Raw genomic sequence first — 14,210 nt, 5'->3', positions numbered from 1 at the left:
TTCTAATAGGGTTATTTTTATTTAGCCAGACTACTAGCCTTATTGTATTTTACCATTTCGGCTCCAGCCATAATTACCGGGCCAATGCCATGTACATCATTATAAGGAACCGGCCTTTTGTAATAAAAACTCACCGCATCCGAGATCCCTGTACCAATACAGATATCAAAAATCCCACCCTGTTGGTCTACTTTAGAGGCTACACCTTTCCAGCCTTCTTTCGCAATGCTGATGTATGATTTAGGTATCCAACCCTCATTTACAGCCTTGGCTACGGCATAGGTAAACATCGCTGTAGCTGAAGTCTCGAGATAAGAATCTTTTTTGTCCAATACTTGATTCCATAAGCCAGATACATCTTGGTAACGTGCAAAGCCAACGATCTGGCGCAACAGCAGGTCAATCAAATGTTTACGTTTTGGATGGTCTGCAGGTAGTGCAGCAATTAAATCTGTTTGCGCCAAGGCAAGCCATCCATTGCAACGGCCCCAACGCGCTACACCTTGCTGATTTACGTCGGCATAATAACAGTGAATATAAAGACCGGTAGCATTATCGTAGAGGTAACTATTAAAATTATCAACCTGCATAATGGCATCGTCAAAATATTTTTTATCGCCGGTAATTTTTCCCATGCGTGCCAGTAGCGGAACACTCATATATAAGTCATCAGCCCATAAAGTCATTTTCCTTGAACTTGGACGTACTAAGGTTTTATCTGCCAATCTCAGTTGTTTCGCGCTGACATAGTCAGTTGCACGTTTTAAGTATGCCGTATAATCTGCACGTTTTTCGGTCATATTTACATCGGCCAAACCGGCTGCCATTGCTCCGCAGGCATCAAGTTCATTCATCGCAAAAAGCGGCGCCCATTCCGTCCTCTGCTTTTCCTTATAAAGCTTTTCAAAGTAGGCACTGTTGCTAAATACAAAATCATAGTTACGTGCAGCATATTCAGCATACTTGGCTTCGCCGGTAAGATTGCTTAGCTGTACCATACTGATGGCCAATACCCCCATAGGGTAATACCATTTATTGTAAGGACTTTCAGCCCTCAGATCAGGCGTACTTTCCAGCCCTTTTGTAGAGGGATACTTAACTCCTGTTTTTATATTTTTAAACTGAAATGATGTATTGTCGATCACATTATTTGCTACACGGCGTATCACATCTTCGGGTTGACTACTGGGTTGGGCTTGACTAAAAAGTGCGCAAATGGTTAAAAGAATTGATAGTGAGGTTTTTTTCATATTGGTTTATTTATTGGTGTATTATTTTTTTGGGTATCAATAATTGGATCAGGCTCAACTCGTTTGGCTGGATTATATATGGCGACGCCAACTCTTGAATCGGCGCAGCCATAATAGAGAAACCATTTTTCTTTAAACCACGCCATCCCTTCAATAAATACGGTACCATTAGCGTATTGTCCGCTTTTTTCAAAGGATTCCATAGGTCTGAAGAAAGGAACGTCAAGGCGGTCCACTAATTTGGTAGGATCAGTTTTGTCAAACAGCATCTGACCTGCGCAATATGCGCCTCCGTTAAAGCGCTTATCCCCTCTTTCACCAGGATTATTTCTACCATTGTAAAGTAGAACAATTCCTTTTTCGGTCATTACAGCAGGGGGGCCGCATTCGGTCATATCGCTATCGAAAAAACCTGTCCGTGGTGATGCTAGTTTCAATAATGATCCCTGTGCATCTACTAAGGGTCTCCAATCCAGCAGATTTGATGAAGTTGCAGCATATACATGTCTTTCGCCCCAATACATAAAATATTGGCCATTTAGCTTAACAATAATTTGTCTACCGCCCTTAACCTGTGTTAAAATGGATGCTGATTTTGTAGGAATGTTAAGAAACTTCCCTTCATAAGCATCCTGAAATATTGGGCCATGCTTTGTCCAATGGATAAGGTCTTTTGAAGTTGCGGCTCCCAATCTTGGTATCTTTCGGTTCCATTGCGTATACAACATCACGTAAGTTCCATCTTCAGCTACTGCTATCCGCGGATCTTCGCATCCACCTGGCCATTCAAACTCCTTTTGATCATCATGATCAGGGTAAAGAACAGGTTCAGTTTTACGGGTAAAATTCAGGCCATCCTTACTAATGGCATAGCCCAGTCTAGAGGTCCGGCGACCAATTTTAATCCCGCTTTTGTCTTCAGATCGATAAAGGACAACAATTTTTCCATCTTTGACTGCAGCTGCCGGGTTAAAGGTATCGTTAGCCTGCCATTGAATCCTGGAATTTGTCATCGGATCCATAAACACTGTACTCGAGTCTGCAGAAATTATTGGGTTTACCCCATTGGGCCTCACAAAGCCGCCAAGCGCCCAATCGGGAAGGATGTTTTTATTTTGTGCATAGCTACTGATACCCGTACAGCATATCAATATCAGGCTTAATAAAAGAAAATATCTATTTTTCATATTTTATTATTCGCCTACAGGAACAGTAATATCGACTCCGGTTGCGGCGGCAAGGCCAAAATTCGGTGAACCATCCACATTCCAGTTAATCTTCTGCATTCTGGGACTTCGGGCTCCGTTGGTCACATTAGGGACACTCCTCGCATGGTATATAAACCAGTTTTCTTTTTTGAGTACCCCGTTAGGATCAGTATAACTGCTGGTAAAAAAGCCGTTGTGCCCTGGCCCGTAAACAGCGTTAGCATCATTTCTTACGAAAACCTGTTTCTTATTGATCCAGTCTGCAACTACTGTAGGATCACCTCCGCTTTTCAACTGTATCTGTGCCAGGCAATAATCATCGCTGCTATACCGACTGGCAGAATAGATGATAAATACTGGGCTGCTGGCATCTTTCTGTAACATGATTGGCCCTTCATTCACGCCCGCACCTATAGAACTCGGTTCATGTTTCTCCCAGGTGTTAGTAGGTGATGATATTTTGATCCTCGGGCCACTGATGGTCCATGGATTTGACATGGTGGCTAGATAAAGATATTGTTTATACCTGCTGGCTGTACTGTCCCATCCCGACCAGATGAAATAATTGGTTGATCCTATAGTCAGGATCGAACCATCAATAGCCCACTGATCACTAGAGTCAAATATCTTACCTTTAAAGGTCCAGGTTCCAGTCATCGGGTCTGCATTCGCATTTTCTAATACATACATGCGATGGGTATCTCCGGTACCATCATTGGCTGCAAAATAGATGTACCATTTTCCGGAAAGGAAATGCAATTCGGGCGCCCATATATTCGAAGAATATGCTGTGCCAGTGGGCGGAGTCCAGACTACGCTTTCTGTAGCTGTAGACAGTAAAGACATTGAAGTGGTTTTTCTAAGGCCGATCTTATTCCCCCTGGTGTACATGAAATAATAATAACCATCTTTTTCTGCAACATAAGGGTCTGGTCTGCTGGCTTCAATCAATGGGTTTTGAAAATTTACATTATGGAAATTGAATAGGTCCTGCGTACCAGAGACCGTACTCTTTTGCCTGATTTTTGTACCGGGGGTATTGTTTTCAGGATCGACCACCATTTTCATCCCCGTAGCTTTGTTCGTTAGCGAGAACACATTGTTACTCCCAGAATAGCCAATCGACCAGGATTGAGCATCGCTTCCGTCATCAGTAGCCTGCTGTAAAATGTCACCTGAAGTTGAGGAAGGCGATTCCAGGCATTTGGCGCTGGTCGCGTTGACTAGTTTATAATAGGTCGCATCAATTTTCAGCAATTTCCATTTCTGTCCGTTGTTAGGAAACCAGGACCATTGCTGAATTTTTGCATTTTCTGCTGTTGAATTACCTGTTACCTCAACAACCGGACCGTTAGGCAAAGATGATGCGCCTCTAATGCGGTAAGTAGCCCCATCAACCAGCGTGCCCAATGGTGGGGCCGCAGCAATGACCATATCTACATTATTTGCAGTCTTACTATCAGCATCGATCACAACTTTTGATACTTCTTTTTGACAAGCTGTTAGCAATAACAACATGGCGGCAGTCAGTTTAGTGAGTGATTTAATTTTCATAAAAACAAAATCTGGTACTGCGTAGGCACGTTCATTTGCCGGAAAAAGAGAATTCGCAGTATGGTTTATATTTGGTTAATTATCTCAAAGTAAAGGAATGATGTCTGTAATATTTGATCATTTTTTTGTCGATTTGTCTCAAACCCACAGCCTTTCCGCCTCACAAATACAGAGTTAAAAAACTGAAAATCAATAACTAACAAACAAAACAAGAGACAAAAAAACGAGTTCCTTATTAAACAGAAATGATATAACCCGCCTATTTATATATATTTGAACAAACCAAATTATGCGGCTCATATTTTCATTTGTTTTTTTTCAAGTGATGCTATTTTTTGCAGTTATCTGCAAAGGGCAATTTCATTACTTTAAACATTATCAGGCCGATGATGGCTTAACACATAATTCGGTGACCTCAATCATCCAGGATAAGAAAGGCATGATCTGGGTTGGTACCCGAGGTGGATTGAACCGTTTTGATGGTTACACTTTTAAAGTGTACAAAAATGAAAAAAACAAATTTGGCAACATAGGTGATGATCTGATCACCAATATTGTTGAAAATAAAAATGGTATGCTGTGGATTGGTACTGGCAGAGGAATCTTTAAGTACGACCCTTATAAAGAAGTCTTTACTCCATTCGAAAAAGCACCAACAACTTACATCAACAATATTTTAATAGCTGATCAAAATAACTTGTTTTTTTTAGCAGAAAGGAAACTGTACCAGTACATCCAAAAAGAAGATAAGGTTGTGGATTTGAAAATAGGAGCATCCTGCCTGGCCATTGACAGTAACATGAATTTATGGATAGGTAATGATGACGGCTTGATCATAAAGTATAATCTCCGAAATAAACAAACTACCAGTGTTAGAATCATTGATCAGCACATCCCTGCTAATTTGCGTTCTATCAGCAAAATATTCCTTACCGGAAATCATGAAATATTAATAGGCTGCTTTAAACAGGGCTTGAAAAGCTATAATACCAAAACCGGGCTAATCAGATCCTTAGCCCTGCATAATAAAGACAATACCGATATATATGTACGCGATATTACCGCTGCCAATAATCAGGAATACTGGATAGCTACCGAATCCGGTATTTATATCTACAATTCAGTAACAAACACCAGTCAAAATTTACGCAAAAGGTACGGCGATCCTTATTCTATTGCAGATAACGCCGTTTATACAGTATGCAAAGATAACAAGGGTGGAATGTGGGCCGGTACCTTTTTTGGAGGATTAAACTACTATTCAAAGGAGAATGCAAGATTCGAAAAATACTATCCCTTACTGGGGGCAAACTCCATATCAGGCAGTGCCGTGCGGGAAATTTGTGCAGACAATAAGGGTAATTTATGGATTGGAACAGAAGACGCTGGATTTAATAAATTCAACGTAAAAACAGGACAGTTTACCAATTATACTTCGACAGGAAAAAAAGGAGATGTATCCTATCCTAATATACATGGTTTACTAGCCTTAGGTAATCAATTGTTCATAGGGCCATTTTTGCATGGCCTGGAAATCATGGATATTCGTACTGGCTTAATAGCCGAACGTCATAAGATCATCGGTGGTAAGGGCGACCAGGTTAGTGATTTTGTCCTCTGCGTTTATCTTACAAAGGATAGCACCTTACTTGTTGGTACAGCCTATAACGGTTCTGGTCTATTTACCTATGACAGGAAGCACAAAACATTTACCCGCATTAAACAAATCCCTTATAACTCGTATGTTTTTGACATCAAAGAGGACCAAAAAGGGAATATCTGGACCGGTAGCGTAGCCCAGGGTGCATTTTATTACCACCCTAAAACTGGCAAACATGGTAATATCCGCTTTGGCAACAAAGTCAAAAATAAAATCGTAAACGAGTTCCCTGTATATGGGATACTGGAAGACAGCAACCATGCCATGTGGTTTACTACCGAAGGCGGTGGTATGATCAGGTTAAGTCCAGATGGGAAGACCATTAAAAAGTTCACCACTGAAAATGGCGTGCCTAGCAATGTCTTATTCCGCATGTTGGAAGACGACTCAAAACATCTCTGGATCAGCTCATTAAAGGGATTGATTTGTTTTGATATGCAGACAGAACAATTCAAAATTTATACGCAATCGAACGGGCTGATTACCGATCAGTTCAATTTCAACTCGGCTTATAAAGATGGCAATGGCAAAATGTATTTTGGATCTGTGAAAGGGATGATTGCTTTTGACCCGAAAACTTTTGAACAAAAAGAAACTGGCCCATCGACTTACATCACCGGCTTTCAGATCAACAATAAAGAGATCATGCCCAATATGGATAATAGTCCGCTTCACAAATCTATTTTATATACCGACACTATAGTACTCAAGCACGACCAAAATAATTTCAGCATAGAGTTTGCTGCACTAAACTACTCCTCCCCAGAGGTTACCCGATATGAATATTTAATGCAGGGCCTCGATAAAAACCGAACCTATCTCAGCACTAACCGCAAAGCTTATTTTACAGATTTATCCGCCGGCGATTATACATTTACGGTTCGGGCCAAAAGTAATATAGGCAGCTGGACAGGTAAAGAGCGTCTTCTTTTCATTAAAATTCTGCCCCCCTTCTGGAAAAGTTACACCGCTTATTTCTGCTACTTACTTGCATTGGCGATCAGCCTATTCTGGTCAATACGCTATTATCATCGTTATTTGGAGCGTAGAAACCTGAATAAACTACAGCTTTTTGAACACGAAAAGGAAAAAGAGATTTATCAGGCCAAAATTGAATTTTTCACCAATATCGCACATGAGATACAAACGCCATTAACATTGATTATAGGTCCTGTAGAACGAATGCTAAAAAAAGCAGATGAACATATGGGGATCCGAAAAAGCTTGCTGATGGTGGAAAAAAATGCCAAACGTTTGGCCGAACTGACCAGTCAGCTCCTTGATTTCCGCAAAACGGAAATGAATCAATTTGGATTAAACTTTGTCAATACAGACATCAACCATTTACTAAATGATCAAATTGCTGCGTTTAGGCAGGAGGCCGAAAAAAACAACATTTCTCTACACATTGAATTGCCCAAAAATCCTGTTATCGTTTTCGCCGATACAGAAGCTTTGGTAAAGATCTGCAGTAACCTGATCTCAAATGCCATCAAATATGCTGCAAGTACAGCCACAGTTAGTTTGGCTGCAGTAGAGCCTACAGACGAGCAATTTACCATTAGGTTTAGCAACGATGGTAAAGGCATACCTGATGAATTCAGGGATAAAATATTTGAACCTTTTTTCAGATTGTATAGCAAAGATAAACCAGGAACCGGAATTGGACTTTCATTGGCTAAATCTCTTACAGAATTACACAATGGTTCATTAAAATTAGTGTCTGGCCAGACGAATATGATAGTTTTCGAATTAACTTTACCAGTACATCAAAAATTCGAATTTAAGTTGAGTAGTTGGAAAAAGATAAAATAGTATGATCGATAGTATTCTAATTATAGATGACAATGAGGATATTTTAGAATTTTTATCAGAAGTTCTGGAGGAAACCTATAAATTACATCTGGCCGAAAATGGCGAAATTGCGCAAGATATCTTAAATGCTGAGGTCGTTGACCTGATCATATCAGACATCATGATGCCTGGGATAGATGGTTTCGAGGTTTGTCGGCTAGTTAAATCAAACGTTGAATATTGCCATATCCCAGTAGTGCTATTGACCGCTAAAAACACCTATCAGGCCCACATTGAGAGCCTGGAAGTTGGTGCCGATCTTTATATCCAAAAACCGTTTTCTCCTGAGTTGTTACAGCTCCAAATCGCTAACCTGCTAAAAAATCGTTTACATATAAAAACTCATTTTGCGAGCTCGCCCTTTGAAGACGTCCGTGTAATGGCACATTCAAAAACCGACGAAGCCTTTCTGAAAAAATTGGACGAATACATCCGTAAAAACATCAAAGACCCAAATATTGATATTGATCAGCTTGCTGAACATATGCACATGAGTCGCCCTACGTTTTATCGCAAAATAAAGTCGCTCTCCTCATTGTCGCCAAAGGAACTGATTGACATTACCCGCCTTAAAAAAGCGACACGACTAATGGCACAAAATGAATTTACCTTGTTCGAGATCGCCAAAACCGTCGGTTACAGCAGTCAAAGCCTCTTTAATAAGAATTTCCAAAAGTATTTTAATGTTACTCCTTTGGAATATATCAACTCCTTGACTAAAGACGTAAGCCTTTAAAAATGATCGATGTACAAATCCCTGTTCCTTCTACAGGTAGGTAGCTTATTTGGCACCGTCGATTCGTCTCAGTTCGCCACCCTCGGATTCATTATTCTTTAGTTCAAAACTTTTAAAAACTCCTTTTTCAAAAGACTTACCTTTAACCACAATACCAGCCCTGTAGCCCATCCCCCAAGGGACATATTTGGCTGCGTCAAATTGCAAGGTGTAAAACTTCAGCCAATCTGATTCCCCATTTTTGTAAAACAGGTCGATTAACTTTCCTCCTTTGCTAATTTTCATTTTTAGTTTTATGGAGCCCGACAATGACTCATTTGCTTGCTTGAGCACAGTATACTTTCCTTCTAAGTTACTAAAAACAGTATATCCTTGTTTGGAAGCTGTAATACCAATTCCCCCCAACTCACCCGGCCACTTACTTTTCAGTATAGCGCCCCCTAAACAGATTCCCGTATTTGCGGCGCTAGTTTCAACTTCTGCAATGATGTCAAAATCTACAGTTTTAATGTATTGCCCCAGAAAAGTACCCAGCTCATGATTATCCTTTGAGGCAGTCAGGTTCAGTCCGCTTTCAAAAGTCATTGCTGGCCTTTGCAGTTTAGACGGCCATTGCCAAACCAGGTTTAGCTTTTTATCCTTTTGAAAATCGTCAAAAAAATCGAGCTCTGCTTTTGGACGGTTGGCGACTATTGCATTATGAAGCACTGGCCATCCGTCTGCACCCTGCTTTAATTCTTCTATGATACCTTCACGACCAACAAAAACATCGTAGTTTTGATTAAAGGCATGATAGAGCATAAATAGTCTGTTGTCGGAGGATTGAACCACAGTACCATGACCAGGACACCTCCACTTATCATTGCTCACCATTATCGGGTTTTTATCATATTTCTCCCAGGTGCCATTCTCCAGACTTTTGGTTCTTGCAATTCCTGTTTTGTAATTACAGCGGGCATCGCAGCAGCCACCAACCGCATAAAGACTATAGATGTAATCTCCCATTCTGAAAAAGCAGGCGCCTTCTACCAGGGCTGTTTCCCATGGCTGGCTATTTGTATAAGCCTTCCTTTTCTGACCTAATAATTTTGTACGGCTTTCATTGATTTCCTGCATCCATATCCAACTTTCTTTTCCGCAACCGTTGCCATCGTTTTTCCAGAAGGCATAAATCTTCCCATTGTCCTGCAATTCAAACGCATCTATAGCACCGCAATCGTCTTCTATGATCACAGGACCATTATCGCTAAATTTTCCGGTTTCAATTTGATCCGCATCTATCCAGGCAATACCACATTGCAGGCCGGGATTCCCTTTTACTTCACGGTTATGCGCAGAATAATAAACATAAATCCGGTCTTGTTTCGCATCATAAGCCAGTTCTGATGCCCAGAAATTATTTTCTCCCCATTGGTTCTTCATATCTTTGAAGCCATCAGGGAATACGTGATTGACCAATTTCCAATCTTTGAGATTGGTAGATTTATAGATGGTGAAGTAGGGTGCCCATTCGTTTGTGGTAGAGGTAGCATAATACACCTTCCCTACCCTTATGATGGAAGGATCAGGATTATCTCCGGGTAAAGCTGGGTTGAAAAAAGGTGTATTAACAGGGATACTTGTTGTTTTTGAGGCTTCCTTTTTATTAAGGCCACAGGAAAATAGTGTTAAACAAAGTAATAGATATAGTAGTCTGGTGTTCATAATTGTTGATGAAGCGTTAAACGCTGCTTTTTGTGATTACTCTTGGGAATTGAAGTAAGGCAATAAATACAGCAAATTTTATTCATCTTTTTGTCGAATTGTCTCAATTAACCCATTGTACAATTGCAACAATACAAACAGCACTAAGGTCTCGACGGTAGCATCGTGTTTACCCCGAATATCGAGGTAAACACGATGAAAATCGTTGCGATTTGAATCTTAGAAAATTTCGAATTGATAAACACCGGCATAAATCCTCATCGTCCTTGCGCGAGGATATCAATCATCGCAACCAATTCGGCTACGGCAGCATCTTCAGCTCCGATAAACCCAGTAAGTTTAAACCTGATCTTACCATTACCGTCAATCACAAACTTGGCCGGGATACTTGATACATTATAAGCTCCTGCTACCCTGGGCTTATCAGTAGCACCATCTTTGGTATCAAATAATACAGAGAATCTGTATTTATTTTTCTCCAGGAATGATCTGACCAGTGTTTCATGATTTGCGGCAGTTTCGTAGGTATCTATAAACAAGAACTTAACATTAGGGTTTTTCTCATACAAATTAACAGCACGCTGCATGGCCGGAAATGAGCGTATACAAGGGCCACACCAGGTAGCCCAAAAATCAAGGACCACTATTTTTCCTTTCAGATCGGCTAAAGAAACTACTTTTCCGTCCAGGTCTTTTAAGCTGAATGCCGCGGCGGGTTCAGAGATGATCTCCTTAGCAACCCGGGCCCTGATTTTTTCCACCATGGCTTTTTTAAGACCATCCAGATAAGCCTGGTATCCCTTCTCCCCTTTGTTGGTCCCGACATAGACTGCTTTTAAAGCTTCCAGTATTTTAACATCTGCAAGACCTTCTTTTACAGCGGTCTCTAGCTGAAGCCTGCTCTCCTCCTTTTTCCCCCTCAGCTTCAAAACATTGGCGTAGGTCAGGTAAAAAGCAGCATTCTTCATCTTACTGTACTTATCTGCCTCTTTCATATATTTCAGGGACTCGTCATATTTTCCAGCTTTGTACATCAGCTCTGCATAAGTAGTTGCATAACCGGGATATCCTGTCGCCGCAAATTGTGCCTGGTTATCGTTAGGAGCAGGATTTAAAAAAGGAAGGGAGCTGTCCAGGGCCTGACGGATCAGAATACCGGCTCGGGCTGTATCGCCTTGTTTCAACAGCTCGTAAGCAATTCCAGCCATCCCTTCCCCACGCCAGAAGGGAGTTTCCATCTGATTCGCATATTCAACCGCCTTGTCAAATTGTTTCGCTTTAGCGAATCCTCTGCCAATGCCCGAACGCACATAATCGTAAGGGATGCGTATCCCTGGAAAGTTTTCGGGCGGATATTTAGCAATCCAGGCTTTAAACCTTTTTTCTTTTTCAAAAGGGTCATCCCCTTTAAAAATCGCATCTACAGCAGCGCTGCGCTGCTTAATTAGACTATCTGTTGCTGCATTTTGTGTTTGCGCTGTAGCCTGCTGTTTTGTTGATACCAGCAGCATAACTGCAAACATCAAAATTCCTATATTTTTTAATTTCATTTGAGTTTTTACTTATTTGAATAATTCTTTCAATTTGTTTTCCAGTGCCTCTCCCCTGAGGTCTTTAGCGATGATCTTACCGGAAGCATCTATCAGAAAGCTGGTTGGTACGGACTTAATGCCATAAGCAATGGCGAGTTCATTTTTCCAGCCCTTAAGGTCAGAAACATGCTGCCAAGTCAATTTATCCGCGGCTATTGCTTTCAGCCAATTTTGTTTTTTATCATCCAGGGAAACACCCACAATTTCAAATCCTTGATTATGGTAAGCAGCATAGGCCTTTACCAGGTTCGGGTTTTCCTTTCTACAGGGGCCGCACCAACTGGCCCAGAAATCAACCAGTACCACCTTTCCTTTCAATGATGACAGTTTAAACAGCTTTCCAGCTGTGTCGGGCTGAATGAAATCGGGCCTTTTTCCGATACTGGTCTTCGAATTTATCGCTACCGATCTACCCAATGCAATGCCAAAAGGGCTTTTTTTCGCCTGATCTGTAAGCATACCATAGTACAATTCTGCCTTATCAGGATAAAGATATACAACAAAACGGCTGTCGATCACCCAGGGAGTTACCGGTGATGCAGGAAATTTTTTAACGAAAGCATCCACGCTGTCCACCATAATCCTGTCCCAGTCTTTCAACTTGTCCATGTAAAAACGCCGATCTCCCTTCGCCTTCTCTATACTGTCCAACTTCTTATAAATGGTACCCGCATAGAGATGCAGATGGTTCCATATGCTGCTCCACGCCCGCCATGCAGGTTGATGTATACTTCCTGCTATTTTCACCGACTTCAGATCGTCCAACGCTCCTTTTACCGTTATTTTTTCATTAGGGGCAGCAAAGAAGCTGAGGTATTTACCTCCCGGAAAGGAAAGATTGTACAAGAGCGGCCCTTTTGCTATACCTTTAAATTGCAGGATGTTATTTTCTGCATTCAGGGAATCAAATTTAGCGCCTTCCGGATTTGCCTGGCGAATCATCACCTTTCCGTTTCCGAGCCCTTTAATCTCTATATTCAGTTCTATTTTATCATTTTGTGCTAAAGCAATCCCTTGAGTAAAGACCATAAGGGTGACCAGGAACAATTTCAGGTAGTTCCGTTGATTAATTCTATTCATATTTTTCTTTTTTATTACCTCGCTTTATACTGGATATCTACAATGTTTTTAAACCCTGCATAGCTGGCGGAATATTCACTGATACCCTCTACGTTTGCGCCTGACATGGCGATAGGGAACAAATACAGTTTTCCCTGTGTACCATCCCAGGTTGCCACGCCAATATTGAATCCAGCTGCCCCAATAGGACGGACACACCTAACCTGCAACACCTGCTCATTTCCGGAAAACGTATGTTGTAATTTGGTGGTATTCGAAGAAGGCTCGTAACGGTATACTTTGTTTCCGGCACCATAAAACATATGCTGGGAAATAAACGAAGTTGATGCCGAAGTCATGTTCTGAATGTCAGGAGCGTCCATTTTTCTTTTCACAAGCGTAAGCGAAGGACTTGCGATGGAATAAGTGGTTCTGATCTGCATAAAATACCTATCATTCAGGTCATCTTTCATGACTACATTGTATTGGTAAGTCATGCCACCGGCATCCATATGCAACATCTCCATGCCCACATTGTTCATGTCGAACAAGGTACTTTTATTTGCAGGAAGTGCGATCAATGCGGTAATTGGAGAAATCCCTGCAAAGAATCTTTTGTTGAGTTGATCATATACCAATTCCTGATAGTATTGTGCGCTGGTATTGGTAATCGGTGTAGTTAGTGCTGACCTACCATTTGCTACAAATGGGGCCAATTTATAATTTAAGCCCACTTCTGGAGCTACCAATTGACCCGCCCATTTTTTTGAACCGGGAAATCCACCGGTAACACTGATGTGTAGCTTACCATCATTGATAATGGAGCCTATAAAACCACCTGCCAAAGAATACCAGTTCATATACGTAGGTTTAATCACTGCCGGAGGGCTAAAGAAGAGAGACTTATAATCATAGGTCTTTGTTAAGGTCAGATAATCCAGCTCAGTAGCGGCATTTTCTGTCATAAAATAGATTTTCCTCCTATTTGGAGAAATTCCGTCATCGATTGCCACTGAAGACATTTCGGTTCTGATCGCCTTATCTTTTAGTGGTCCGTTAATGGTAGAGTAAAGATTATGGACCACCCGGCCGTCTGGAAGCAACATAGAGAAATCGGCACCATCAGGACCATCTTCAGTAATGATCCAACCCTCCACCAGGTCATTCACTACGGTCACCGTATATTGTTTAAACCGGCTTATACCTGTCGTTTTATCTGTCACCTTATAATTGATCAGGTAACTTTTTCCGAGGGCAAATGGAAATCCAACAGGCATTTTAAGGTTCCGTTCTTTAGAAATTTCGCTAATGGGCGCATTGATCGCGGCCCCTGATTCATAACTGGTCCAGAGAAACTCCAGGTTTGCCTCCTCGTTAAGCTCAGTCTGGGAGATCTGGGGATTCAAACGAAGGGTATCGCCAATCTTAACACTTATCGCAGCAGTAACCGAAGTATCACGCAAGGATATTTCATTGATAGCGTGATACTCAAATTCAGAAGCATACTTTCTGCAGGCAGCAAGGCTCAGGATCATCAAGATTGAAAAAACCTGGAACCATTTAGTTTTATATATGGATTGAATATTCTTCATG

At 41.2% G+C, this 14,210-nt stretch carries 9 protein-coding genes; 2 read left to right on the top strand and 7 right to left on the bottom strand.

Annotation, left to right across the window (positions count from 1 at the left end; genetic code table 11):
- Positions 1–17: 17 nt before the first annotated feature.
- The 3 genes from EZ444_RS17860 to EZ444_RS17850 are packed head-to-tail and all read right to left on the bottom strand — an operon-like array spanning position 18 to position 4,012.
- Positions 18–1,250: a glycoside hydrolase family 88/105 protein gene (locus EZ444_RS17860; RefSeq protein ID WP_131610502.1), complete on the bottom strand. Its 1,233-nt coding sequence runs from the start codon at positions 1,248–1,250 to the stop codon at positions 18–20.
- Positions 1,247–2,437 (bottom strand): glycoside hydrolase family 130 protein, encoded by a 1,191-nt coding sequence (locus EZ444_RS17855; protein WP_131610501.1) that lies wholly within the window; start codon positions 2,435–2,437, stop codon positions 1,247–1,249. Before EZ444_RS17855 ends, EZ444_RS17860 begins: the two co-directional genes overlap by 4 nt.
- Positions 2,438–2,443: 6 nt before the next feature.
- Positions 2,444–4,012, bottom strand: coding sequence for a family 43 glycosylhydrolase (locus EZ444_RS17850; protein WP_131610500.1), 1,569 nt, complete (start codon positions 4,010–4,012; stop codon positions 2,444–2,446).
- Positions 4,013–4,301: 289 nt separating this feature from the next.
- Here EZ444_RS17850 and EZ444_RS17845 point away from each other — a divergent pair, with 289 nt between their 5' ends.
- A complete protein-coding gene (locus tag EZ444_RS17845; protein ID WP_131610499.1) occupies positions 4,302–7,487 on the top strand; it encodes a ligand-binding sensor domain-containing protein in 3,186 nt (1,061 codons plus the stop codon).
- 1 nt (position 7,488) lies between these two features.
- Positions 7,489–8,262, top strand: coding sequence for a response regulator transcription factor (locus tag EZ444_RS17840; RefSeq protein WP_131610498.1), 774 nt, complete (start codon positions 7,489–7,491; stop codon positions 8,260–8,262).
- Positions 8,263–8,307: 45 nt separating this feature from the next.
- Here EZ444_RS17840 and EZ444_RS17835 read toward each other — a convergent pair whose 3' ends face one another.
- From EZ444_RS17835 to EZ444_RS17820, 4 genes are all read right to left on the bottom strand, one after another.
- A complete protein-coding gene (locus tag EZ444_RS17835; protein ID WP_131610497.1) occupies positions 8,308–9,966 on the bottom strand; it encodes a glycoside hydrolase family 43 protein in 1,659 nt (552 codons plus the stop codon).
- 257 nt (positions 9,967–10,223) lie between these two features.
- Positions 10,224–11,516 carry a TlpA disulfide reductase family protein gene (locus EZ444_RS17830; protein WP_131610496.1) on the bottom strand — a complete coding sequence of 431 codons (1,293 nt, stop codon included), beginning with the start codon at positions 11,514–11,516 and terminating at the stop codon, positions 10,224–10,226.
- A 12-nt stretch (positions 11,517–11,528) separates the two neighbouring features.
- Positions 11,529–12,638 (bottom strand): TlpA disulfide reductase family protein, encoded by a 1,110-nt coding sequence (locus tag EZ444_RS17825; protein WP_131610495.1) that lies wholly within the window; start codon positions 12,636–12,638, stop codon positions 11,529–11,531.
- A gap of 14 nt (positions 12,639–12,652) precedes the next feature.
- Positions 12,653–14,209 carry a PKD-like family lipoprotein gene (locus EZ444_RS17820; protein WP_131610494.1) on the bottom strand — a complete coding sequence of 519 codons (1,557 nt, stop codon included), beginning with the start codon at positions 14,207–14,209 and terminating at the stop codon, positions 12,653–12,655.
- Position 14,210 lies beyond the last annotated feature (1 nt).

The sequence above is a fragment of the Pedobacter hiemivivus genome, from assembly GCF_004331685.1.
GTDB classification, from domain to species: domain Bacteria; phylum Bacteroidota; class Bacteroidia; order Sphingobacteriales; family Sphingobacteriaceae; genus Pedobacter; species Pedobacter hiemivivus.
This window is presented reverse-complemented; position numbering and strand designations above follow the sequence as displayed.

What these genes read in the sequence shown, in the direction of transcription:
- EZ444_RS17860 (WP_131610502.1), bottom strand. Translation starts at nt 1,250, where the DNA reads ATGAAAAAAACCTCACTATCAATTCTTTTAACCATTTGCGCACTTTTT.
- EZ444_RS17855 (WP_131610501.1), bottom strand. Translation starts at nt 2,437, where the DNA reads ATGAAAAATAGATATTTTCTTTTATTAAGCCTGATATTGATATGCTGT.
- EZ444_RS17850 (WP_131610500.1), bottom strand. Translation starts at nt 4,012, where the DNA reads ATGAAAATTAAATCACTCACTAAACTGACTGCCGCCATGTTGTTATTG.
- EZ444_RS17845 (WP_131610499.1), top strand. Translation starts at nt 4,302, where the DNA reads ATGCGGCTCATATTTTCATTTGTTTTTTTTCAAGTGATGCTATTTTTT.
- EZ444_RS17840 (WP_131610498.1), top strand. Translation starts at nt 7,489, where the DNA reads ATGATCGATAGTATTCTAATTATAGATGACAATGAGGATATTTTAGAA.
- EZ444_RS17835 (WP_131610497.1), bottom strand. Translation starts at nt 9,966, where the DNA reads ATGAACACCAGACTACTATATCTATTACTTTGTTTAACACTATTTTCC.
- EZ444_RS17830 (WP_131610496.1), bottom strand. Translation starts at nt 11,516, where the DNA reads ATGAAATTAAAAAATATAGGAATTTTGATGTTTGCAGTTATGCTGCTG.
- EZ444_RS17825 (WP_131610495.1), bottom strand. Translation starts at nt 12,638, where the DNA reads ATGAATAGAATTAATCAACGGAACTACCTGAAATTGTTCCTGGTCACC.
- EZ444_RS17820 (WP_131610494.1), bottom strand. Translation starts at nt 14,209, where the DNA reads ATGAAGAATATTCAATCCATATATAAAACTAAATGGTTCCAGGTTTTT.